Below are 23,074 nucleotides of genomic sequence, written 5' to 3' on the forward strand. Positions count from 1 at the left end.
CCGCCGGACGGTCCGTGCCCCGGGGAAGGCGGAGAGACCCCGGACATCATGGCGAAGGGCCCCTGCCCCGGAGGTTCGCTCCGGGGCAGGGGCCCTCGCCGGGTGACGGGCGGGTCAGGACACCGTCAGCGGGCGGATCGCGGTGGGGGCGTGGGACGGGTCCGTGGCGATGTCCTCGAACTCGTTGACCGACGCGATGTCCGTGCCGCTCATCGCGATGTTCGTGACCCGCTCCAGGATCGCCTCGACGACGACCGGCACCCGGAACTCCGCGGCGAGCTTCTTCGCCTCCTCGAAGGCCGGCAGCAGCTGGTCCGGCTCGGTGACCCGGATCGCCTTGCAGCCGAGGCCCTCGACGACCTTGACGTGGTCGACGCCGTAGACGCCCAGCTCCGGAGAGTTGAGGTTCTCGAACTCCAGGTTGACCTGGAAGTCGATGTCGAAGGTGCGCTGGGCCTGGCGGATGAGCCCCAGGTAGGAGTTGTTGACCAGGACGTGGACGTACGGGATGCGGTGCTGAGCGCCGACGGCCAGCTCCTCCAGCATGAACTGGAAGTCGTAGTCGCCCGACAGGGCCACGACCATGCCCTCCGGGTCCGCGGTGGCGACGCCCAGGGCGGCCGGGATGGTCCAGCCGAGCGGGCCCGCCTGGCCGCAGTTGATCCAGTGGCGGGGCTTGTAGACGTGCAGCATCTGCGCGCCGGCGATCTGGGAGAGCCCGATGGTGGTGACGTAGCGGGCCTCGGGGCCGAACGCCCGGTTCATCTCCTCGTACACGCGCTGCGGCTTGAGGGGCACGTCGTCGAAGTGGGTCCTGCGCTGGAGGGTCGCCTTGCGCTCCTGCGTCGAGGCGGCCCAGGCCGAGCGGTCCTTCAGCCGGCCCGCGGCCTTCAGCTCGCGCGCCACCTCGACGAAGAGGGTCAGCGCGGCCTTGGCATCGGAGGCGATGCCGAGGTCGGGGGCGAAGATCTTGCCGAGCTGGGTGGGCTCGACGTCGACGTGGACGAAGGTGCGGCCCTGGGTGTAGACGTCCAGCTTGCCGGTGTGGCGGTTGGCCCAGCGGTTGCCGACGCCGAGGACGAAGTCGGACTCCAAAAAGTTCGCGTTGCCGTAGCGGTGCGAGGTCTGGAGGCCCACCATCCCGGCGTTCAGCTCGTGGTCGTCGGGCAGGATGCCCCAGCCCATCAGGGTCGGGATGACCGGGACCCCGGTCAACTCGGCGAACTCCACGAGGAGTTCGCAGGCGTCGGCGTTGATGACGCCGCCGCCCGCGACGAGCAGCGGGCGCTTTGAGGCGTTCAGCATCTCGACGGCCCGCTCGATCTGCTTGCGGGAGGCGGCGGGCTTGTGCACCGGAAGGGGCTCGTACAGCTCGGGGTCGAACTCGATCTCGGTGAGCTGGACGTCGATCGGCAGGTCGATGAGGACGGGGCCGGGACGACCGGTCCGCATCAGGTGGAAGGCCTGCTGGAAGACGCCGGGAACCTGCGCGGCCTCCAGGACGGTGGTCGCCGCCTTGGTGACCGGCTTCGCGATGGAGGCGATGTCGACGGCCTGGAAGTCCTCCTTGTGCAGGACCGCGGTCGGGGCCTGGCCGGTGATGCACAGGATCGGGATCGAGTCGGCGATGGCCGAGTAGAGACCGGTGATCATGTCGGTGCCGGCCGGACCCGAGGTGCCGATGCAGACGCCGATGTTGCCCGCCGCGGCCCGGGTGTAGCCCTCCGCCATGTGGGAGGCGCCCTCGACGTGGCGGGCCAGCGTGTGGTGCACCCCGCCGGAGGCCTTGAGGGCCGCGTAGAAGGGGTTGATCGCCGCTCCCGGCACACCGAACGCGTTGCTGACGCCTTCGCGCTTGAGGATCTCAACTGCCGCTCGGGCAGCGGTCATACGAGGCATTGAGTGCTCCTGCTCGGGATGGGTGGAGTCGGGCTCTGTCGCGCCACCTGAGAGCACCAATTCCGTATTACGGAAATCCAGTTCTGCTATACGGAAGTAAATCTAAAACGCGGGGGGACCGGCGTCAAGGGCGTCCACGGCCGCCCGCCCGCCCGGAGTCCGTCGACCCCCTCCCCAGGGCCCCGCTCCTGGTGGACGATGGGACCGGCGGACGATGGGACGACGAGGGGGGTGCGGCCGACCGCGGTCGGCCGCGCCCCGCGCCGGAGGGAGGCGAACGTGGAGTCCGTGCCGGTCCGGTGCTCCGTCTGCGGCCGGGGCCACGCCTACCGCGCCCCGGCCTGTCCGTGCCCGTGCGGCGTGCCCAGCGCCCCGCCTCTGACGCCGGGCGCCCCGGCGGTCCGGGTCACGCAGCGCAGTTGGAACGACGCGTGGGTGCTCGTCCGCTGCACGGCCTGCGACCGGGTGAACGAGTGGCCGCAGCCCGAGCCGTGCTGCCCGTGCGGAAGCGTGCTGCGGATAGCCGTACGCCCGCCGTCCGGCCGGCCCCCGGGCGCCCCCGCGCACATCCCGCTGCCGCGCACGGCCGCGCGCCCGCGCCCGGCGTTCGCACCGGTGCCGATCCGTACCGGCCAGGACGCCGTGGAGGCGGCCGGGCTCTACCTGGCCTGGCTCGGCTACGGCCGTGTCGGCCGGCCCGGGGCCGGCCCCGGGGTCGACCTGCGGGCCGACGGGCTGGTCGCCCGCGTGGAGACCGGCGCCCTGCCCGTCGGGCCGCGCGCGGTGGAATGCCTCTGGCTCAGCGCGCTGGGGGCGTCGGCGACCGGGGTCTTCTTCTCCCTCGCGGGGTACGCCGCGCCCGCGCGGGCCCGCGCGGACGGCGTCGGACTCCCGCTCTTCGTCATGGATCTCACGGGGCTTCCGCAACCGGTGAACGGCCCGGCGGACGAGCTGGTGAGCACCGGCGCCTGAACCCGCCCCCCAGGGGGTGAATCCAGCCACGGCCGTACCGCTGCGCGGTCCGGCGCGGCACACTGAGCGCATGCGTATCCGCTTCGCCAGACGCTCCGATCTCCCGCTCCTCCAGGACATCGAGTGCGCCGCAGGGGAACCGTTCCGCACCCTGGGCATGGCTTTCGTGGCCGACGACGATCCGCCCCCGCTCGATCTGCTGGAGAGCTACCGGCTGGCCGGCCGCTGCTGGGTGGCCACCGACCCCCTCTCCGCCACCGGCGACCGGCCGCTCGGCTATGTCCTCGCCGATCCCGTCGACGAGGCGCTGCACATCGAGCAGGTCTCTGTCGACCCGGCGGTCGCCCGCCGGGGCATCGGCCGTGCCCTGATCGCCCATCTCGCCGCCCTGGCCACCGCCCGGGGAACGCCGGCGCTCACCCTGACCACCTTCAGCGAGGTGCCGTGGAACGCCCCGTACTACGCCCGCATCGGTTTCCGGGTCCTGTCGGAGCACGAACTCACCGACGGACTGCGGGCGATCCGTGCGGAGGAGGCCCACCACGGCCTCGACCGCTGGCCTCGGGTCTGCATGCGCCGCGACCTGATGATCGTCCCACCCCCGGACGCCTCACCCATCGTGGCTGTCAGTGGCGGCGCGTAAGCTATGCGCATGGCTTTACTCCCTGACCGCTCCATGCCCGCCGCCGAACAGGCCAACGAGGCCATTCGCGCTCTCGTCGACGCCACCGGACCGAACTGGTCCGACGTACAGGCGGCGACGTACGAGATCCTCCTCATCGAGTGGGCCGCGGCGACCCGGAGCGGACCCGAGATCATCGAAGCGGCCTGACCGCCCTCGCCGGGCGGACCCGGAACGGGGGCGCGCCGGGTCCGCCCGGCACGGCGTCAGCCGACGAACGACTCGCGCAGCTCGACCTTGCGGACCTTCCCGCTCACCGTCAGCGGGAAGGAGTCCAGAATCCGCAGCCGACGCGGGATCTTGTAGTGCGCGAGCCGTTCCCGGCAGTGCGCGGTGATCTCCTCCAGGGTCGGCGGATCTGCCGGGTCCCGGGGGATGACGCAGGCCGCGACCTCCTCGCCGTACCGTTCGTCCGGCACACCGACCACCTGGACGTCGGCGACCTTGGGGTGGCCGTACAGGAACTCCTCGATCTCCCGCGGGTACACGTTCTCGCCACCCCGGATGATCATGTCCTTTATCCGGCCGACGATGTGGACGTATCCGTCCTCGCGCATCACCGCCAGGTCGCCGGTGTGCATCCATCTTCCCGCGTCGATCACCTCGGCGGTGCGGTCCGGCTGGTCCCAGTAACCGAGCATCACGCTGTAGCCGCGCGTGCGCAGTTCACCGGTGGCGCCGCGCGGCAGGGTGACGCCGGTGACCGGGTCGACGACCTTGATCTCGATGTGCGGCAGCACCCGGCCGACCGTGCCGGTGCGGCGCTCCAGGTCGTCGTCGCGGCGGGTCTGCGTGGAGACGGGAGACGTCTCCGTCATGCCGTAGCAGATAGACACCTCACGCATGTGCATCTCCGCGACGACCCGCTTCATCACCTCGACCGGGCAGGGGGAGCCCGCCATGATCCCGGTGCGCAGCGAGGAGAGATCGTACGCCGCGAAGTCGGGCAGGTCCAGTTCGGCGATGAACATGGTGGGCACGCCGTAGAGCGAGGTGCAGCGCTCCTGCTGGACGGCGGCCAGCACGGCGGCGGGCTCGAAGGACGGGCCCGGGATGACGACGCACGCGCCGTGCGAGGTCGCGCCGAGGTTGCCCATGACCATGCCGAAGCAGTGATAGAAGGGCACCGGCAGGCAGATCCGGTCCCGCTCGGTGTAGGCGACCGCCTCTCCCACGAAGTAGCCGTTGTTGAGGATGTTGTGATGGGAGAGCGTGGCACCCTTGGGGAAGCCGGTGGTGCCCGAGGTGTACTGGATGTTGATCGGGTCGTCGCAGGAGAGCTCGGCCTCACGGGCGGCGAGCTGCTCCGGCGTGACGGCGGAGGCGGCGGTCCTCAGCTCGTCCCAGGACGGGTCGCCGATGTAGTGGACAGCGCCCAGCTCGGGGCAGTCGGCGCGGACCTGATCGATGAGGGCCCGGTAGTCGCTGGTGCGGTGGGCGAGGGAGGCGACCAGCAGGCAGATGCCCGCCTGCTTCAGGACGAACTCCAGCTCATGGGCCCGGTAGGCGGGGTTGATGGTGACCATGACGGCCCCCACGCGGGCCGTGGCGTACTGGACGAGCACCCACTCGGGGCAGTTGACCGCCCAGATGCCGACGCGGTCCCCCTTCCGCACGCCCGACGCCATCAGGGCGCGGGCCAGCTCGTCGACGTCCGCGCCGAGCGCGGCGTACGTCCAGCGACGGCCGGAGACCATGTCGACGAGTGCCTCGCGGTCGCCGTGGGCGGCGATGGTCCGGTCCAGGTTGCGGCCGATGGTGTCGCCGAGCAGGGCGGTGTCCCCGGTGCCGTGCGCGTAGGAGGCGGCGGGCGCAGCGGTGCCGGCGGGCGGGCGGGGAGCGGCGCCGGGCGCGGTGGACGGGCCGGTCATGTCAGGTCCCCCTCGTCGAACTCGGCTCCGGGGCCCCGTGCGGTGCGCTCGCGGAGCTCGATGCGGCGGATCTTGCCCGAGACGGTCTTGGGCAGGTCGGCGAACTCCAGTCTGCGGATGCGTTTGTACGGGGCGAGGACCGACCGGGAGTGCTCGAAGAGCGCCTTCGCGGTCTTCGGCCCCGGCTCCCAGCCCTCGGCCAGCACGACGTACGCCTTCGGGACGGCGAGGCGCAGCGGGTCGGGGGCGGGCACGACGGCGGCCTCCGCGACCGCCTCGTGCTCCAGAAGGGCGCTTTCCAGCTCGAAGGGCGAGATCTTGTAGTCGGACGCCTTGAAGACGTCGTCAGCGCGGCCGACGTAGGTGATGTATCCGTCCTCGTCCCGCGCGCCGATGTCCCCGGTGCGGTAGTAGCCGCCCGCCATCGCCTCCGCGGTGCGGTCGGGGTCGCCGTGGTAGCCGGTCATCAGGCCGACCGGGCGGTCGGCCAGATCGAGGGAGATCTCGCCCTCCGCAGCGCCGGGCCGGCCGGTGACCGGGTCGAGCAGCTCGACGGTGAAGCCGGGACTCGGGCGGCCCATGGAACCGGTCTTGAGAGGCTGGCCGGGGGTGTTGGCGACCTGCACGGCGGTCTCCGTCTGGCCGAAGCCGTCCCGGATGGTGACGCCCCACGCCCTTCTGACCGTCTCGATGACCTCGGGGTTCAGCGGCTCGCCCGCCGCCACGGCCTCGCGTGGCGAGGTCTTCAACCGGGAGAGGTCCGCCTGGATGAGCATCCGCCAGACGGTGGGCGGGGCGCAGAAGCCGGTGACGCCCGCGCGGTCCATCTCCGCCATCAGACGGGCGGCGTCGAAGCGGGTGTAGTTGACGATGAAGACGGTGGCTTCGGCGGTCCACGGGGCGAAGAGGTTCGACCAGGCGTGCTTGGCCCAGCCGGGCGAGGAGATGTTCAGGTGGACGTCGCCCGGCCGGAGACCGATCCAGTACATCGTCGACAAGTGGCCGACGGGATAGGACACATGGGTGTGCTCGACCAGCTTGGGACGGGCGGTGGTGCCGGAGGTGAAGTAGAGCATCAGCGGCTCGTCGGCGGCCGTCTCGCGGTCCGGCGTGAAGCCGGCGGGCGCCTCGGAGGTCTCTCCGTACGACAGCCAGCCCGCCACCTCCCCGCCCACCGCGATCCGGGTGTAGGAGCCGGGTACCTCAGCGAACTTCGCCGTGTCCGCGTCCCGCACCAGCACGTGGCGGACCCGGCCGCGCTCCACCCGGTCGCGCAGGTCGGCGGGGCCGAGCAACGGCGTGGCGGGGATGACGACGGCGCGCAGCTTCATCGCGGCGAGCGCGCTCTCCCACAGTTCGGCCTGGTTGCCGAGCATCACGAGGATGCGGTCGCCCGCCCGGGCCCCCTGCGCCTTCAGCCAGTTGGCGACGCGGTCGGAGCGCTGCGCCATCTGCGCGAAGGTCACTTCGGTGCGGCGGCCGTCCTCCTCCGCGATGTGCAGGGCGGTGCGGTGGTTGTCCGCGGCGATGACGTCGAACCAGTCGAGCGCCCAGTTGAAGTGGGCGAGGCGGGGCCAGCGGAAGCCCTCGTACGCCGTCCGGTAGTCCTCGCGGTGCTCCAGCAGGAAGTCCCGGGCGGCCCGGAACGTCTCCGTCGCGCTCGTCGGCGACATGTGCCCTCCTCGTTGCGGACCGGTCCGGTCGCTTGACATCATGTAAACAGTGACCCAGGTCTCACCACCCCCGGACGGGGGTGGTCCGGCCGGGTGGAGAGGCGTCGGTGTGCCGGAACCGGTCGATGCGGTCGAGATGCAGACGGCGCTGCTGAGGCTGCGCCGCACGAGCGGGCTTCCCGTGGTGTTCGGCGGCCTGTCGTCAGAGCCGCGCCACGCGCGGATCGCCGAACTCAACGGCGCGCAGACCAGCGCGTTGCGCGGGCTGGTCGTCTCGGCCGGGAGCGGCCTGGGCGGCAAGGCCATCGCACTGGCCCGGCCCTGCGCGGTGACCGACTACGCCTCCTCGCGCCACATCAGCCACGAGTACGACACGGCGGTGGCGGCGGAGGGGCTGCGTTCGGTCGTGGCCGTTCCCGTCGTCGTCCGCCGGGTGGTGCGGGGGGTTCTGTACGGGGCGCTGCGCACGCCGGTGACGCTGGGGGACCGGACGTTCGACGCGGCGGTGGCGGCGGCCCGCGATGTGGAGCAGGCCCTCGCGGTACGGGACGAGGTACGGCGGGTGCTCGCCGCCTCCCGGGCCCGGGTGACCGATCCGGACGCGGCGCCGGGGGCCTGGGAGGACGTGCGCGAGGCCCACCGGGAGCTGCGCGCTCTCGCCCCGAAGATCGTCGACCCGGCCCTGCGCGGTGAACTGCTGGACGTCTGCGGGCGGCTCGCGTCGGCGTCGGGCGCGCGGGCTCCCGCGGCCCGGGAGGTCGCTCTCGCGCCGCGTGAGGTGGACGTCGTGGCGTGTGTGGCGGCGGGCGCGACGAACGCGGCGGCGGCCGAGCGGCTGGGCCTGCGCCCGGAGACGGTGAAGGGCTATCTGCGGTCGGCGATGCGGAAACTGGGGGCGCACACCCGGCTGGAGGCGGTGGTGGCGGCGCGCCGGGCGGGTCTGCTCCCCTGACCCCGCCCAGCGGGCGCGGGGTCCACCCCGCGGCCCGGCACTCGCCCGGTGGGGTCAGTCGCCGAAGTCGAGGAACGCGCCGAACCGTACGTCGTGCGTCGACGCGTCCGTCATCGCCGTCAGCGTCCGCGCCGCTTCCTCGGCGATCTCCGCACGGTCGGCGCGGGAGAGGGTGTGGAGCGGTTGCACGGTCAGGACCGCCGTGTCCCCTTTCCGGTCGATGCGCCGGCAAGCGTCGAAGAACCCGTCGACCAGGACGGTCCCGTAGGGCTGGTTCCCCGCCCCGTTGCGGCCCTTGTTCACCACCGGGATGACGCGGGTGCGGTCGGCGTGGCCGAGCAGGACGTCGTCTGGGACCCGGCAACGCCCAGGCGTGAGGAGCACGGCGCGCCGCCGTCGAAAGGCGCCCCGGGGAGAGAAAGGGGCTCGGGCGCGCGCCGCCGTCCCGCTCGCGGCGGCGGATCAGGTGGTGCGCGCGAAGTCTCCCTGGACTTCGAACGTGCTGTCCCCCGCCGTCGCACGGGCCCGGTACGCGTCCGCCCCGGCGTCGCGGCCGCCCGACGCGTGGTCGTACTGGCCGGCGAAGACGTGCGTCCCGGCCGGCACCGTCCGGCCGGCCTTGAGGGTCCAGCGGTAGACGAGCATGCCGTCCCGCTCGTGCAGGGTGAGGTCGAAGTCCTCGCCGGGCGGCGTCTCCCACCGCCCGGTGCTCCTTACCCGGCCCGTCTGCGCCACGAACAGCTCCACCGTGAGCGCGGTGAGGGGCTCCTGGGTCTTGAGGGTGACGTTGCTCTGGGCCCAGTGGATGTTGTCGTCGGGGGCGACGGAGCCGTCCGCCCACAGCGGGCCGTCCGTGGTGCGGCCGCGTCCGGGCTGCGGCGGACGGCTGTCGTCGGCCGTGGGCGGGGCGGAGGCGGGGACGTCCGGCACTGCGCCGGTGGACACTTCCCGCGGCGCGGGCCCGTCCCCCCGTACGACCGCGGTCACGGCGACCCCGCCGACCACGCATACCGCGGCGGCGGCGAAGGCCGCGAGGGTCACGCGCGGCCAGGCGGGACGGGTCCGGCTGGCGCGGGCGACGCCCGGGGGGTGAGCGCCCTCGGCCCGCGCCCGCTCGATCCGGGCCAGCATGCGCGCCCGGTCCGGCCGGTGGGACCGGGCGGCTTCTTCCAGTCCGCTGCGCAGGTCGCTCATCGTCGTCCACTTTCCGCGGTCTCGACGGCGGTCCGGTCGCCCAGCAGCCGTTCGAGTTCCGCCATTGCCTTGGAGGTCTGGCTCTTCACCGTGCCGACCGATATGCCCAGGGCCAAGGCGGTGTCCTTCTCCGACAGGTCGAGCGCGTGCCGCAGCACGACGCACGCCCGCTTGCGGAAGGGCAGTCTGCGCAGCGCCTCCCGTACGTCGAGGACGGCCGCCACGTCCGGGCCGTCGGTCTGCTCGCTGCGCCGGGACCAGAACAGGGCGACCCGCCGGCGCTCGCGCACGGCGCCCCGGACGCGGCTGCGAGCCATGTTGGCGACGACGCCACGGGCGTACGCCACGGGGTGGTCGGCGGCGCGCACCCGGTCCCAGCGGTCCCAGAGCGCGACGAAGGCGTCGGCGGCCAGGTCGTCGGCGGTGTCCGCCTCCCCGGTCAGGAGGAAGGCGAGCCGGGAGAGTTCGGCGTAGTGGCGGTCGAAGAACGCGTGGAACTCCGCGGATGCGTCGTCGGCCATGCCCCGGAACCTCCGTCGTACGCGCCTGTGCGGCCTGAACGCCGGATCTTATGCCGCGGCCCCGGGGCGGCCGGCCACCGGCCCCGGGACCTGGTCGTGCGGAGGTCACCTCATCGATGCGCCGATGTCCGGCGTACCGGTCACCAGGAAGTCGGTCGCGGGGAGCGAACCGTCCGCGTGCCGGGGCCCGTAGGCGGTGGCCGGGTCGGTGGCCGGACGCTTGACCGGGGTCGCGTCCGCGTCCCAGGTGTTGGCGGCCGACACCACGCGCTTGCTGAGCTTCGCCGCGCCGGAGGTGTTGTCCAGCGCTAGTTGCGGGAGAGGCGGGAGGGCGAGGAGGCGACGTAGTAGCCGGCGGCGCCGTTGGCGTACGCGGTGTTGCGGTGCAGGCGCAGCGCCCCCGAGCCCGGCGCGGTGCGGCCGGACCACCCCTTGTCGCCGCCGGGTCTCAGAAGGTTGCCGCGGGAGGCGTGCCGTCGCCGAACGGCCGGCCGCCGAGCTGTTCGCGGTGGTGCGGGGTCCTCCAGCCGGAGAGGTCGGGGCCGAGCGGGACGATGCCGGTGGGGTTGATGCCGGTGTGCACCTGGTAGTAGTGCCGCTTGATGTGGTCGAAGTCGACGGTGTCACCGAACCCGGGCGTCTGGTAAAGGTCGCGGGCGTACGCCCACAGGACGGGGTCCTCGGTCAGCTTCGTACGGTTGCACTTGAAGTGCCCGTGGTAGACGGCGTCGAAGCGGACCAGGGTGGTGAACAGCCGGATGTCGGCTTCGGTGATGGTGTCGCCGACGAGGTAGCGTCGGTCCGCCAGGCGGGCGGAGACCTCGTCGAGGCGGGCGAAGAGCGCCTCGTAGGCGGCGTCGTACTCCTTCTGGCCGCTGGCGAACCCGGCTCGGTAGACGCCGTTGTTGACGTCCCGGTAGATGCCGTCCATCACCTCGTCGATCTCCTCGCGGAGCGGCTCCGGGTAGAGGTCGGGGGCTCCCGGCCGGTGCAGTGCGGTCCACTCGGTGGCGAAGTCGAGGGTGATCTGCTGGTAGTCGTTGGAGACCAGCTTGCCGCTCGGCACGTCCACGATCGCCGGGACGCTGACGCCGCCCGGGTAGTCGCTCTCCCGTGCGTCGTAGGCCTCGCTCAGATAGCGGATGCCGAGGACCGGGTCGCGGCCGTCCGGGTCCAGGGTGAAGCGCCAGCTGCGGTCGTCCTGGATCGGGTCGGCGACGGCGAGCGGGAGGGCGTCCTCCAGCCCGAGGAGCCGCCGGGAGACCAGGGAGCGGCTCGCCCAGGGGCAGGCCCGGCTGACGACGAGCCGGTAGCGGCCGGCTTCGACGGGCCAGCCGTCGCGCCCGTCGGCGGTGATCCGGTCGGAGAAGTGGCTGCGGGAACGCTTGAAGGGCTTGTGGCCATAGCTGGTGTTGCCGTCGCTGCCTGCTGGTGTGTCGCTCATACTGTGCTCCTGGGTGTGTCGGTGGGTTCTCGCTCCGCACGTCGTCTGCCCCGTCGGTCGGCCCCCACGTCGGCGAGCGCCACGAACAGCGCGGCCACGACGAAGGCGACCGAGACGAGGAGTCCGTGGTCGTACGCGTCGGCCCAGCCGTCCGGTCCCACCTGGGCGAAGAACACCGCGCCGACGGCGGCGATCCCGATCGCGGAGCCGACCCGCTGCCCGGTCTGGAGGGTCCCCCCGGCGCTCCCGGCCCGGGGCACCGGGACCTCCGCCAGGGTCAGGGTCTGGTTCGGGGCGATGACCAGCCCGCTGCCGAGGCCCGCGAACAGCAGCGGGGCGGCCATGGCCCACCCGGCACCGGGCCCGGGGACCAGGTGGACGGCGAGGGCGGTGCCCGCGAGACCGGCCGCGACCATGGCCAGACCGGCGACCACGAGCGGGCGTCCGAAGCGTCCGACCAGTCGGCCGCCGACGGCGGCGGCGACGCCGGAGCCGAGGGCGAAGGGGGTGATGGCGAGGCCGGCCTGAAGGGCCGAGTAGCCGAGGCCCGACTGGAGGTAGAGGGTCGTGATGAAGAAGATCGAGGTGAATCCGGCGAAGTAGAGCAGGATCAGCAGGCACCCCAGCCAGTAGGACCGCAGCCGGAACAGCGCCAGGTCCAGGACCGGCTGGGTGGGGCCGCGGGCACACCGCGCCTCCCAGCCGACGAACGCGGCGAGCAGGGCGGCGGCCAGGACCAGCAGGAGCCACTTGCCGTTGCCGGGCCACTGCTGGGCCTGGACGAACGGCAGCAGCAGGGCCAGCACCCCCGTCCCGAGGAGCGCCACGCCGACCGGGTCCAGGTCGCGCGGCCCGACCCGGCCCGCGGCGGGGGTGTCGGGGAGCAGCCGGCGGGCGAGCAGGAGGCACAGAGCGCCGAGCGGGAGGTTGACGTAGAACACCCAGCGCCAGCCGTGGTCGGGCCCGGCGGCCTGGATGAGCACCCCGCCGAGCAGCGGCCCCACCGCGGTGGAGATCCCGACGACGGTGCCGAACATGCCGAAGGCCCGTCCGCGCTCGCGGCCGGAGAACATCTGCTGGATCAGGGCGGAGATCTGCGGGGAGATCAGCCCGCCCGCGATGCCCTGGACCAACCGGGCGACCACCAGCCACAGACTGGTCTGGGCGGCTCCGCAGGCGGCAGAGGCCAGGGTGAAGAGGGCGAGGCCCGCCATGAAGACCGCCCGGCGGCCGCGCGCGTCTCCGAGGCGTCCTGCGGGGATCAGGAAGAGGCCGAAGGCGAGGGCGTAGCCGGAGAGCACCCACTGGAGCTCCGACTCGGGGGTGTTGAGCCCCTCCCTGATAGAAGGGAGCGCCACGTTGACGATGGAGACGTCCAGCAACGTCATGAAGCCCGCCACCAGGCAGACGGCGAGCGCCTGCCAGCGCCGGGGGTCGGGGCCGCCGGGGTCGGGGTCGCGCCCGGGCGGCCCGGAATGCGCCGCGCTCCGTGCCATGGTTCGCACCTTAGGCCGCTCCGGGCGATTCCTCATCCCCGGACACGTCGGGGCGCGGCCGTGGGCGTCCGCCGGCGTGTCCGGGCCCGCCGGGGGTAGGAGTTCCACATGACTGTGGAGAAGACGAGCGTTCTTGTCCTTGACTGCGCCGACCACCTGGAGCTGGCCGAGTTCTACGCCGGTCTGCTGGACGCACAGACGCGGACCGCGGACGACCCCGACTTCGTCGAGGTCGTCGCCCACGACGGCGTACGGCTGGCGATCCGCCGCGACCAGAGCTACGTTCCGCCGAGCTGGCCGCGTCCGGCGGCCGCCCAGGAAGCGCGCCTGCGGGTTCTGGTGCGCCGGGAGGACATCGACGAGGCCGAGCGGGAGGCCATCGGGCTCGGAGCCCGGCCCGTGGACACCGGTGAGACCAACAACGGCCCTCGGGATGTGCGGGTGTACGCCGATCCGGCGGGCCATTCGTTCGCGCTCGCGGTCACCCCGCTGCCGGAGGGGTGAGCCGGGGGCCCGTCGCCGGGGCACGGCGGCGGTGGGCCCGGAAGGGGTGAACAGGGCGTTGGGCTGAGCGCGTTAATAGACAGGAAAGTTTCCCAACACTGTTGACGGCATTTGGAAGGCGGCTTTACTTTCAGTGCTGCCGACATGGCGCCTCCCACCCCCTTCGAAGGGAGCACCACCATGCACCAGCGCACGAGTCCCCCCACCGAGCCCCGCTCCGCGACCGGCCGCCGCCGCTTCGCCCGCAAGGCCCTGCTCGTCGCGTCCGCGCTCGGTGTCGTCACCGCACTGGCGGCCCCCGTCCGGGCCGGAGCCGCCCCGGCCCCCACCGCACCGGCCGCCGCCACTCCGCTCGCCGCCAACGGCCGGCTCTCCGTCTGCGGCCGCCAGCTCTGCAACTCCTCCGGACAGGCCGTCGCCCTCAACGGGATGAGCACGCACGGCACCCAGTGGTACGCCCAGTGCGTCACCGACGGCTCGCTCGACGCCCTCGCCCATGACTGGCGCGCCGACGTCCTGCGCGTCTCCACCTACGTGCAGGAGGGCGGGTACGAGACGGACCCGGCCGGATTCACGGCCCGTGCGCAGAAGTTCGTGGACGCGGCGCACGCGCGCGGCATGTACGCGGTCATCGACTGGCACATGCTCAGCCCGGGCGACCCGAACGTGAACCTGGCCAACGCCAGGACCTTCTTCACGGCGATGGCGAAGAAGTACAAGGACCACCCCGGTGTGCTCTACGAGATCGCCAACGAACCCCACGGGGTGAGCTGGTCGGCCATCAAGTCCTATGCCGAGCGGATCATTCCGGTGATCCGCGCCCAGGACCCCGACGGGGTCGTCCTGGTCGGCACGCGCGCCTGGTCCTCGTTCGGAGTGTCGGAGGGCTCGAACGAGAACGAGGTCGTGAACAATCCCGTCCGCGCCGCGAACATCATGTACACCTTCCACTTCTACGCGGCCTCCCACCGCGAGGCCTACCTCAGCGCCCTCGACCGGGCGTCCGACAAGCTGCCGGTCTTCGTCACGGAGTTCGGGACGCAGACCTATTCGGGCGACGGCGCCAACGACTTCGCCATGTCGCAGCGGTACATCGACCTGATGAAGCGCAAGAAGATCTCCTGGACCAACTGGAACTACTCCGACGACCACCGCTCCGGCGCGGTCTTCAGGACCGGCACCTGCAACGGGGGCGACTGGGCGGGAACCGGGGTCCTCAAGGAGGCCGGGGTCTGGATTCGGGACCGCATCCGCCAGTGACCCCGGCCTCGCCCCTCGAAGGCGGCGCGGCGATCCGTCGCTGACGGCCGGGCCGGGCGGGGGCCGGTGTCGCCCGCCGGGCGGGAGCTCCCTCACCTGACCGGGCGGGGGCGCCCCCGCCCGGCCGTCGCCCGGTGGGCCGGGCGTCCAAAGTGGCCGACGAAGCCCGTACTCCACCCGGACGATGCCGGGAATTAACCGATGATGCCTTGTCACACCCTGTTCTACGCGCATAGTTTTTGGCCTTCACTACTCAGTTGGGGGCTCCTCCCGTGCAGATACACAGATCCGGTTCCGTCCTGCTGACCGGCGCCGTCGCCGTCGCGCTCTCGGTGACCGCCCTGCCCGCCGCCCACGCGGCCCCGTCCGCCACCGCCGTGATCTCCGAGGTGTACGGCGGCGGGGGCAACTCGGGCGCGACGCTGACCCGGGACTTCGTGGAGCTGGCCAACGCCGGCTCCACGGCCTTCGAGGTCGGCGGGCTCAGCGTCCAGTACCTGCCGGGCAGCCCGTCGGCCGGCTCGCGGTGGCAGGTCTCCGCGCTGTCCGGGGCGATCGCGCCGGGCGGCCGCTACCTGGTCTCCCAGGCCGCGGGCTCCGGGGGGACCGTCGACCTGCCGGCCGCCGACGCCGCCGGCACGGTCTCCATGGGGGCGAGCAGCGGGACGGTCGCGCTGGTCTCCGGCACGACGCCGCTCACCTGCAAGTCGGCGGCGGACTGCGCCGCCGACGCCCGGATCGTGGACCTGGTGGGCTACGGCTCCGCGGTCGTCCGCGAGGGCGGCGGGCCGGTCCCTGGCGCCTCGGCCACCGCGTCCGTCTCGCGGAGCGCCTCGCTCACCGACACCGACGACAACGCCGCCGACCTCCTGGCCGGAGCGCCGACCCCGGTCAACGCGGCAGGCGAGACGTCCGGGGGCGGCGGCCAGGAGCCGGAGGAGCCCGGCCCCACCGAGCCCGGCTCCGTCCGGGTCCACGACATCCAGGGCGCCACGCGCCTCTCCCCCCTCGACGGCACGACGGTCACCGGGGTCCCGGGCGTCGTCACCGGGGTGCGGGCGAGCGGTTCGCGTGGCTTCTGGTTCCAGGACACCTCGCCCGACGGCGACCCGCGCACCGGTGAGGGCCTGTTCGTCTACACCGGCTCCGCGGTCCCCGCCGTGGCGGTCGGGGACGCGGTCCTGGTGAGCGGGAAGGTAGCCGAGTACTACCCGGGCGCCGGGGCCCAGTCGATCACCCAGCTCACCGGGGCGCGCACCACCGTGCTCTCGTCCGGCAACGCGCTGCCCGCCCCGGTCGTCCTGGACGCCCGCTCGGTGCCGGACCGCTACGTCCCCTCCGCCGGCGGCGGGTCGATCGACACACTGCCGCTGGAGCCGTCCCGGTACGCCCTGGACCTGTACGAGTCGCTGGAGGGCTCGCGGGTCCGGATCGCCGACACCCGGGTGACCGGGGCGACGACCGCGTACGACGAGATCTGGGTGACGGTGAAGCCGCGGGAGAACCCGACCCGGCGCGGCGGCACGCGCTACGCCTCCTACGAGGACCAGAACACCGGCCGGCTCAAGGTGATGTCGCTGGACCCGGCGCGTGAGGTGCCGGAGGCGAACGTGGGCGACGTGCTGGAGGGCCGCACCACCGGCGTGCTGGACTACGCCTCGTACGGCGGCTACAACCTTCAGGCCACCGAGCTGGGCACGCTCGCCGACCGGGGGCTGCGGCGAGAGGTGACCCGCAAGCAGAAGAAGAACGAGCTGGCCGTCGCCACGTACAACGTGGAGAACCTCGACGCGCGCGACGACCAGGCCACGTTCGACACCCTGGCCGAGGGCGTCGCCGTGAACCTCGCCTCCCCGGACATCCTCTCGCTGGAGGAGATCCAGGACGACAACGGCCCGGTGAACGACGGCACGGTGGGCTCGGAGGCGACGCTGCGGCGGTTCACCGACGCGATCGTGGCGGCGGGCGGCCCGCGGTACGCCTGGCGGTACATCTCCCCCGAGAACAACGAGGACGGCGGCCAGCCCGGCGGCAACATCCGCAATGTGTTCCTGTTCAACCCGGAGCGGGTCGCCTTCACCGACCGTGCGGGCGGCGACGCCACCACACCGGTGCGGGCCGTGGACACGTGGAAGGGCGTGGAGCTGTCCGCCTCCCCGGGCCGGATCAGCCCGCGGAGCGCGGCCTGGGACAACAGCCGCAAGCCGCTGGTGGGCGAGTTCGTCTTCCGGGGCAGGCCGGTCTTCGTCATCGGCAACCACTTCGCGTCCAAGGGCGGCGACCAGTCGCTGCACGGCCGCTTCCAGGAGCCGACCCGGTCCTCGGAGACCCAGCGGGTCCAGCAGGCCGCAGAGGTGAACGCCTTCGTCGCCTCGCTGCTGAAGGCGGACCGGTCCGCGCGCGTCGTCACGCTCGGGGACATCAACGACTTCGAGTTCTCCCCGACGATGGAGCGGCTGACCCGGGGCGGGGTCCTCAAGCCGCTGATCACCACGCTGCCCGCGGCGGAGCGGTACAGCTACGTCTACGACGGCAACTCGCAGACGCTGGACCACATCCTGACGAGCCCCGGCATCCGGCGCTTCGACTACGACGTGGTCCACATCAACGCGGAGTTCGCCGACCAGGCGAGCGACCACGACCCCCAGGTCGTGCGCGTGAAGGTCAACGGCCCCCGCCGCTGACCCACCGGCCCGGCGGGGCGGGTCAGACCCGTTCCGCCGGGGCGGCGGCCTGGCGCGGCAGGGCGGCCGCGGGGACCGCCGCGTCCGGCGGCGCCCCGACCTCGCCGCCGGTGAAGAAGCGGGCCACCAGGGCCGCCACGTCGTCGGCCCGCTCCAGCACGACCCAGTGGTCCGACTCGCCCATCGTCAGGAAGCGGCTGCCCTCGATGGTCGCGGCGAACGCGCGCTGCCGCTCCGGCGAGGTGACCGTGTCGTGCTCCCCGGCGAAGACCAGCGCCGGCACGCCGGACAGCCCGCCGGAGAAGTCGGGCCGGTCGGCGAGCGCCCGGTACAGCGAGTCCGCCGCGTGCGGCGAGTTCGCCAGCGCGTGCAGGAAGGAGCGCCGGACGTAGCGGCGGGCCAGCTCGCGCCGGTGAACCGGGCGTCGGGGGTCCAGGCACATCAGCGCGTCGGCGGCCAGCGCGGCGAACCCCTCGCGGTCCCCGTTCGCCAGGAGCCGGCGGGCCCGCTCCCAGCGGGCGGCCTGGGCGGCGTCGATGTGGATCGGGACGCCGCCCAGCGCCAGCCGCGCCACCCGCTCCGGATGGCGGCGGGCGAACCCGAAGGCGATGGCGGTGCCGTAGGAGAAGCCGAAGACGTTGATCCGGGGCGCGCCGAGGTCGTCGGCGATGCGCAGGACGGCCCGGCACAGGAGGTCGGCGCTGGGGCCCGCCGGAAGGGGGTCCGCACCGCCCATGCCGGGCAGGTCGGCGGTGACCACATCGGTGGCCGGGCCCAGGTGGTCGTCCATCTGGGGCCAGCCGTACATCCCCTGGAGCGCGCCTCCCAGGACGAGCGCCGGTTCGGTGGCCGGGGGTGTGCCGGGCCGGGCGTGCGGCAGGACCCGGTAGCCGTAGCGGACCCCGTCCACCGACAGGTCCCGGATGATCTCCTCGGGCATGTGCTTGCGCGTTCCCTTCTCTCAGGCGCTGGTGAGGACGAGTGCCGCGTTGTGGCCGCCGAAGCCGAGCGAGGTCTTGACGGCGCAGTCGAAAGAGGCGTCCCGGGCCTCCTTGGCCACCACCTCGATCGGGATGCGCGGGTCGGGCGCGTCCAGATTGACGGTGGGCGGGACGCGCTGGTGCTGGAGGGCGAGCACGGTGAGCGCGGCCTCGATGCCGCCCGCCGCGCCGAGGGTGTGCCCGGTCATCGCCTTGGTGGAGGTCACCAGCGGTCCCTCGCCCAGGACCCGGCGGAGCATGGTCGCCTCGATCAGGTCGTTGGAGAGCGTCGAGGTGCCGTGGGCGTTGACGTGCCCGACGTCCTGCGGGACGAGTCCGGCGTCGGCGAGGGCGGTGCGCAGGGCGCGTTCGATGCCGAGTCCGTCGGGGTCCGGGGCCACGGCGGAGTGGGCGTCGCTGGAGGCCCCGTACCCGCTCACCTGCGCCCGGACGGTGGCCCCGCGGGCCCGGGCGTGCTCCGGGTGCTCCAGGACCAGCAGGCCGGCGCCCTCGCCGACCACGAAGCCGTCGCGGTGGGTGTCGAAGGGGCGGCAGGCGGCCTCGGGGTCCTCGCGGCGGGTGGAGACGGCCTTGAGGCGGCAGGCGCTGGCGATCAGGAGGCGGGTGCAGGTCGATTCGGCCCCGCCCGCGATGACGACGTCACAGGCTCCCGAGCGGAGCATCTGGTGAGCGGTGCCGATGGCGACGGTCCCGGAGGAGCAGGCGGTGGAGACGGCCTGGCTGGGGCCCTGCACGCCGAGATCCAGGCTGACGCTGCTGGCCGCGCCGTTGACGACGCTGAGGGGTGCGAGTTTCGGGGAGACCCGCCGGGGGCCGCGCTCGGTCAGGGCGGCGTGCTGCTCGTCGTAGAACGCCAGCCCGCCGTGGGCGGAGCCGATGACGACGCCGACCCTGCCGCTGTCCCAGACCGACGGGTCGAGCCCCGCGTCCGCGACGGCCTCCCGGGCGGCGATGACGGCGAGCTGGGCGAAACGGTCCATCAGCCGCTGGGCGGCGACCCCGAGGACGGCCTGGGGGTCGCAGTCGGTGACGGAGTAGAAGAAGTCGCAGGGCAGCCCTTCCAGTTCGGGCCGCGGGCCGACCGACGGGGCCAGGTGCTCGGTGACGCCGCGCCAAGCGGCGTCCACGCCCGTCCCGGCGGCCGTGACCAGGCCCAGCCCGGTGACGGCGGCGGCGAACGGGGCGAGCGCCGGTCGGCGGTAGGGCCGGCCGGCCGGGGCCGGGGCGGGGGCGCTCACGCGGTGGCCTTGACGTGGACGGCCTCGACGAGGCGGCCGAGGGTGTCGCGCGAGGTGAGCGCGACGTCCTCCAGGTCCACGTCCAGCCGGTCCTCGATGAGCAGCCTCAGTTCCTCCAGGGCGAGGGAGTCCAGCCGCAGCCGGTGCAGCGGGACATCGGGGCGCAGCGCCGCGGGGTCGGTGCCGAACTTCGTTACCAGCAGGGCTCTGATCTCTTCCGAAGTGCTCATTGGCGCTCCTGGGCTCAGTGACGCGGTGACGCCGGCCGCGTGAGGGAAGGTGGGGCCATCGGGGGACGCCGGCTGCTCCGGAGGGACCCTTTATACGCCTTCACGGGCGAGTCCCCGGCCTCCGTTCCCCCGTGGGGTTGGAGGGGCGTCCAGGTGTGCGAATCTTCGCTGTCGCGGCGGCGGATGCCAGGATGGGGCCCAGCCCGTACGGGAGAGCAACGAGAGAAGGAGAAGGACATGACGGCCGAGCAGGACGGCGACGCACAGGTCACGCTCAGCCCCGCCGAATGGGTCGCCCGGCAGGCGGAGCTGTACGAGTCGTCCGGCGGCACGCAGGGCACCACGCAGCTCGGCGTCCCCTGCCTGCTGATGGACTACGTGGGCCGGCGCAGCGGGGCGGTGCGGCGGACGGTCCTGATGTACGGGCGGGACGGTGAGGACTATCTGATCGTGGCGTCCAACGGCGGCTCCGACAGGCCGCCGCTGTGGTATCTGAACCTCCAGGCCAACCCCGAGGTGGAGCTGCGGGTGAACACCGAGCGCTTCCGGGCCGTCGCCGCGACGCTGCCGCCGCAGGAGAAGGCGCGGGTGTGGCCCGGTCTGGTGGAGCTCTTCCCGCGCTACGGGGAGTACCAGGCGGGCACGGAGCGGGACATCCCCGTCGTGCGGCTCACCAGGAGCTGAGCACGGCGTTCCGGCGGTCACCGGGCCGGCCCAGGCCGTCCCCCCGTGTCCGCCGGGGCCCGGCCTTCGTCAACCGGCGCGCTGGGCCTGTCGGGTGACGCTTCCCCTCCCCCGGCGAACCCTGGTCGCATGTCAACGAGGCCGTATATGCAGGAAGTTGCCAGAGGGAACGCCCCCTTTCGCGATTGTCATGCCTACCTCACATCGATAGCCTGACGGCGTTGGATCTCCCTTTGGCCCGCTCGGGCCCGAGGGCTTTTCTCTTCCTCACGGCCCCACGGACTCCGGCGGGCTCCCCCCACCCCCCGGGACTCCCACGGCCCCCACAGAGCAGGAGCCCCCATGCCCCCACGCCCCGTCGCCCGCGCCCGGGCCCGCGCCTGCGCCCTGGCGGCCCTCACCGCCACCGCCCTCCTCGCGACCGGTCAGCCGGCGAGCGCCGCGCCGGAGCCGGCCGCGGCCGAGCCGATGAACCGCGCCTTCGCCGACGCGGCCCGGGAGTACGGCGTGCCGCGCGATCTGCTGGCCGCCGTCGGCTACGGCGAGAGCCGGCTGGACGGGCACGCCGGGACGCCGAGCCAGGCGAACGGCTACGGCGTGATGCACCTGACGAGCAACCCCGCCAACCGGTCCCTGGAGAAGGCGTCCGAGCTGACCGGCGAGAGCGCGGCGCGGCTGCGGCGGGACACCACGGCCAACATCCTCGGCGGGGCCGCCGTCCTGCGCGACCACGCCGACGCGCTGGGCCTGGACGGCGCCGAACGGCGCGACGTGAACGCCTGGTACCCGGCGGTCGCCCGGTACAGCGCCGCCGACGGGCCCGCCTCCGTGCTCTACGCGGACGCCGTCTTCGCTTCCCTCGCCGAGGGCGTGGCCGCGCGGACCCCGGGCGGCGAGGAGGTGCTCGTGCCCTCCCGCCCCGTCTCCCCCGACAAGGGCGCGCTCTCCGCGGCCGCCGTCGACGCCCGGAGCACGGACTACCCGTCGGCGCGCTGGATGCCCGCCGCCGCGGGGAACTTCGCCGCCGGCCGCACGGCGGCCGTCGACAAGGTGGTCGTCCATGTCACCCAGGGCTCGTACGCCGGTTCCATCAGCTGGTTCCAGAACCCGGCGTCGCAGGTCAGCGCGCACTACACGATCCGCTCCTCCGACGGCGAGATCACCCAGTCGGTCCGGGAGAAGGACACCGCTTACCACGCCCGCAGCGCCAACGCCTCGTCCCTCGGCATCGAGCACGAGGGCTACGTGGACAACCCCGCGTGGTTCACCGACGCGCTGTACCGCTCCTCCGCCGCGCTGACCGCCCATCTCTGCGCGAAGTACGACATCCCGAAGGACCGGGCGCACATCGTCGGCCACAGCGAGGTCCCCGGCAACGACCACACCGACCCGGGCGGACACTGGGACTGGAACCGCTACATGGAGCTGGTCGGGGGCGCGCCGGGCGGTGGCGGCGACGGGCTGACCTTCGCCTCCTACACGCTTCAGCAGTCGGGCTCCACGGGCCCGCAGGTGAAGGCCGTGCAGCAGCTCCTCAACGACCAGGGGTACGCGGCGGGCGCGGTGGACGGCAGCTTCGGGCCGGCCACGAAGAGCGCCGTGCAGGCGTTCCAGCGGGCCCGTTCGCTCGTCGCCGACGGGCAGGTCGGCTCGAAGACCTGGACGGCCCTGCTGTCGGCCGGGACGACCCCGTCCCTGGCGCGGGGCGGCTCGGGCGACGCGGTGAGGCGGCTCCAGCGGGCCCTGACCGCGGCGCTCGGCACCACCGTGTCCGTGGACGGCGGCTTCGGCCCGGCCACGGAGACGGCGGTCCGCGGCTACCAGAGCGGCCGCGGCCTCACGGTGGACGGCGTGGTCGGCCCGGCCACCTGGGCGGCGCTGCAGGCAGGCCGCTGACCCGGGCCCGTCCGGACGCCGGGACCGGGGCCGCTCGGGAGCGAGCGCGTCCCGGCCCCGGCGTTCCCCGTGCCGCTACGCCGCGCCCTGCCGCGCCGCGCCGCGCGGCGTGCCGGGCCGACGGCACGCCGGCCTCCCGGGCTCGCCCCTCACTCCCCCGCGGTGCCGACCGGGTACCCGATCTCCTCGACGTCCTCGGCGAGTTCCGCGGGCGCCCGTGCCGGGTTGAGCGCGGCGACCACCGCGTCGGTCAGCGGCCGCAGCGCGTAGACGTGCCGGACGGCTTCGAGGTCGACGGAGGTCTCGAAGTAGTCCTGCGCCCACTCCTGGTAGGACTCCGGGGTCCCCTCCACGAGGAGCTGGAAGAGCCAGTCGGCGCCGTCGCAGTCCTCGCCGTCCTCCGGGAACTCGACGCGGCCCGCCCTCCAGCGGTCGTCGCCGGTTTCGCGCCAGAGGCAGGCGGTGACCACGGGCAACCCGAACTCGTCGGTGAAGGAGGGCTCGTCCACGTACGGGCGGAAGACGGCGGGCACCTCGTCGAGCACCCCGGGCCAGGGAGCGTCGTCGACGTACGGGCTCATCGGGGACTCGTGGTCGAAGCCGCGCGCGTACGCTCCGGCGGCGGAGAAGACCACGGAGTACTCACCGCCCGCTCCGTCCCGCATCGAGGCCATGGCCTCCGTGGGCGACCACCGCGCGTCGAAGCCGTGCCAGCGGTGGTCCCACTCCGGACACAGGATCGCGTCGAGCATCGCCAGGGAACGGCAGAGATCGGTGAGGGCGGATATGCCCGGCAGCCCGCGGGCCACGTCGTGAACGCTCATGGGCCTCATCCAACCGCACCCGTCCGCGTCCGCTCCGCAGCCTTGCTGC

21 protein-coding genes and 1 pseudogene are annotated in these 23,074 nt (G+C 73.2%); 9 read left to right on the forward strand and 13 right to left on the reverse strand.

The window, feature by feature from the left end; all coding sequences use genetic code 11:
• Positions 1 to 114 precede the first annotated feature (114 nt).
• A complete protein-coding gene (gcl, locus tag V9U70_RS17430; protein ID WP_336676289.1) occupies positions 115 to 1,899 on the reverse strand; it encodes a glyoxylate carboligase in 1,785 nt (594 codons plus the stop codon).
• Between the two features lie 279 nt (positions 1,900 to 2,178).
• On the opposite strand from gcl, the gene V9U70_RS17435 reads away from it, so the two are divergent.
• The 3 genes from V9U70_RS17435 (at position 2,179) to V9U70_RS17445 (ending at position 3,703) form a co-directional block, all read left to right on the forward strand.
• Entirely contained in the window at positions 2,179 to 2,871 is a 693-nt protein-coding gene (locus tag V9U70_RS17435; RefSeq protein WP_336676291.1) for a hypothetical protein, read from the forward strand.
• Positions 2,872 to 2,941: 70 nt separating this feature from the next.
• Positions 2,942 to 3,514 (forward strand): GNAT family N-acetyltransferase, encoded by a 573-nt coding sequence (locus tag V9U70_RS17440; protein ID WP_336676293.1) that lies wholly within the window; start codon positions 2,942 to 2,944, stop codon positions 3,512 to 3,514.
• A gap of 9 nt (positions 3,515 to 3,523) precedes the next feature.
• A complete protein-coding gene (locus tag V9U70_RS17445) occupies positions 3,524 to 3,703 on the forward strand; it encodes a hypothetical protein (RefSeq protein ID WP_336676295.1) in 180 nt (59 codons plus the stop codon).
• 56 nt (positions 3,704 to 3,759) lie between these two features.
• On the opposite strand, the gene V9U70_RS17450 is transcribed toward V9U70_RS17445, so the two are convergent.
• Positions 3,760 to 5,424 (reverse strand): AMP-binding protein, encoded by a 1,665-nt coding sequence (locus V9U70_RS17450; RefSeq protein ID WP_336676297.1) that lies wholly within the window; start codon positions 5,422 to 5,424, stop codon positions 3,760 to 3,762.
• Complete coding sequence (locus tag V9U70_RS17455) at positions 5,421 to 7,097, reverse strand: AMP-binding protein (protein WP_336676299.1); 1,677 nt, start codon at positions 7,095 to 7,097, stop codon at positions 5,421 to 5,423. The genes V9U70_RS17450 and V9U70_RS17455 overlap by 4 nt, the downstream gene beginning before the upstream one ends.
• A 109-nt stretch (positions 7,098 to 7,206) precedes the next feature.
• On the opposite strand from V9U70_RS17455, the gene V9U70_RS17460 reads away from it, so the two are divergent.
• Entirely contained in the window at positions 7,207 to 8,049 is an 843-nt protein-coding gene (locus tag V9U70_RS17460) for a response regulator transcription factor (RefSeq protein ID WP_336676300.1), read from the forward strand.
• A gap of 54 nt (positions 8,050 to 8,103) precedes the next feature.
• On the opposite strand, the pseudogene V9U70_RS17465 reads toward V9U70_RS17460, so the two are convergent.
• The 6 genes and pseudogenes from V9U70_RS17465 to V9U70_RS17490 form a co-directional block, all read right to left on the reverse strand.
• Positions 8,104 to 8,400: pseudogene (locus V9U70_RS17465) on the reverse strand (DNA glycosylase AlkZ-like family protein); the annotation flags it as partial.
• 111 nt (positions 8,401 to 8,511) lie between these two features.
• The gene (locus tag V9U70_RS17470) at positions 8,512 to 9,243 is read right to left on the reverse strand and encodes a hypothetical protein (RefSeq protein ID WP_336676302.1); all 732 of its coding nucleotides are present in this window, start codon (positions 9,241 to 9,243) and stop codon (positions 8,512 to 8,514) included.
• Positions 9,240 to 9,764 carry a SigE family RNA polymerase sigma factor gene (locus tag V9U70_RS17475; protein ID WP_336676303.1) on the reverse strand — a complete coding sequence of 175 codons (525 nt, stop codon included), beginning with the start codon at positions 9,762 to 9,764 and terminating at the stop codon, positions 9,240 to 9,242. The genes V9U70_RS17470 and V9U70_RS17475 overlap by 4 nt, the downstream gene beginning before the upstream one ends.
• A 105-nt stretch (positions 9,765 to 9,869) precedes the next feature.
• Positions 9,870 to 10,028, reverse strand: a complete 159-nt coding sequence (locus V9U70_RS17480; protein WP_336676305.1) for a hypothetical protein — start codon at positions 10,026 to 10,028, stop codon at positions 9,870 to 9,872.
• 184 nt (positions 10,029 to 10,212) lie between these two features.
• Positions 10,213 to 11,208: a glutathione S-transferase family protein gene (locus tag V9U70_RS17485; protein ID WP_336676307.1), complete on the reverse strand. Its 996-nt coding sequence runs from the start codon at positions 11,206 to 11,208 to the stop codon at positions 10,213 to 10,215.
• Positions 11,205 to 12,704, reverse strand: coding sequence for an MFS transporter (locus V9U70_RS17490; RefSeq protein WP_336676308.1), 1,500 nt, complete (start codon positions 12,702 to 12,704; stop codon positions 11,205 to 11,207). Before V9U70_RS17490 ends, V9U70_RS17485 begins: the two co-directional genes overlap by 4 nt.
• A 108-nt stretch (positions 12,705 to 12,812) precedes the next feature.
• Here V9U70_RS17490 and V9U70_RS17495 point away from each other — a divergent pair, with 108 nt between their 5' ends.
• The 3 genes from V9U70_RS17495 (at position 12,813) to V9U70_RS17505 (ending at position 17,152) form a co-directional block, all read left to right on the forward strand.
• Complete coding sequence (locus V9U70_RS17495) at positions 12,813 to 13,208, forward strand: VOC family protein (RefSeq protein WP_336676310.1); 396 nt, start codon at positions 12,813 to 12,815, stop codon at positions 13,206 to 13,208.
• Between the two features lie 180 nt (positions 13,209 to 13,388).
• Complete coding sequence (locus tag V9U70_RS17500) at positions 13,389 to 14,468, forward strand: glycoside hydrolase family 5 protein (RefSeq protein WP_336676311.1); 1,080 nt, start codon at positions 13,389 to 13,391, stop codon at positions 14,466 to 14,468.
• 272 nt (positions 14,469 to 14,740) lie between these two features.
• The gene (locus V9U70_RS17505) at positions 14,741 to 17,152 is read left to right on the forward strand and encodes an endonuclease/exonuclease/phosphatase family protein (RefSeq protein WP_336676313.1); all 2,412 of its coding nucleotides are present in this window, start codon (positions 14,741 to 14,743) and stop codon (positions 17,150 to 17,152) included.
• A gap of 22 nt (positions 17,153 to 17,174) precedes the next feature.
• Here V9U70_RS17505 and V9U70_RS17510 read toward each other — a convergent pair whose 3' ends face one another.
• From V9U70_RS17510 to V9U70_RS17520, 3 genes are read right to left on the reverse strand one after another with little or no spacing between them, the layout of a single operon-like run.
• Positions 17,175 to 18,092, reverse strand: a complete 918-nt coding sequence (locus tag V9U70_RS17510; protein ID WP_336676314.1) for an alpha/beta fold hydrolase — start codon at positions 18,090 to 18,092, stop codon at positions 17,175 to 17,177.
• Positions 18,093 to 18,113: 21 nt separating this feature from the next.
• Positions 18,114 to 19,391 carry a beta-ketoacyl-[acyl-carrier-protein] synthase family protein gene (locus V9U70_RS17515; RefSeq protein WP_336676315.1) on the reverse strand — a complete coding sequence of 426 codons (1,278 nt, stop codon included), beginning with the start codon at positions 19,389 to 19,391 and terminating at the stop codon, positions 18,114 to 18,116.
• Positions 19,388 to 19,621: an acyl carrier protein gene (locus tag V9U70_RS17520; RefSeq protein WP_336676316.1), complete on the reverse strand. Its 234-nt coding sequence runs from the start codon at positions 19,619 to 19,621 to the stop codon at positions 19,388 to 19,390. The genes V9U70_RS17515 and V9U70_RS17520 overlap by 4 nt, the downstream gene beginning before the upstream one ends.
• Positions 19,622 to 19,858: 237 nt before the next feature.
• Between V9U70_RS17520 and V9U70_RS17525 the strand changes: the two genes are divergently transcribed.
• Positions 19,859 to 20,305: a nitroreductase family deazaflavin-dependent oxidoreductase gene (locus tag V9U70_RS17525; RefSeq protein WP_336676317.1), complete on the forward strand. Its 447-nt coding sequence runs from the start codon at positions 19,859 to 19,861 to the stop codon at positions 20,303 to 20,305.
• Positions 20,306 to 20,647: 342 nt separating this feature from the next.
• On the forward strand, positions 20,648 to 22,201 hold the full coding sequence (locus V9U70_RS17530; protein WP_336676320.1) for a peptidoglycan-binding protein: 1,554 nt from the start codon (positions 20,648 to 20,650) through the stop codon (positions 22,199 to 22,201).
• Between the two features lie 149 nt (positions 22,202 to 22,350).
• Here the strand turns inward: V9U70_RS17530 and V9U70_RS17535 are convergent, their stop codons facing one another.
• Positions 22,351 to 23,025 carry a hypothetical protein gene (locus V9U70_RS17535; RefSeq protein ID WP_336676322.1) on the reverse strand — a complete coding sequence of 225 codons (675 nt, stop codon included), beginning with the start codon at positions 23,023 to 23,025 and terminating at the stop codon, positions 22,351 to 22,353.
• Between the last annotated feature and the right edge of the window lie 49 nt (positions 23,026 to 23,074).

The organism is Streptomyces pratensis (assembly GCF_037137275.1).
Classification (GTDB): Bacteria; Actinomycetota; Actinomycetes; order Streptomycetales; family Streptomycetaceae; genus Streptomyces; species Streptomyces pratensis_B.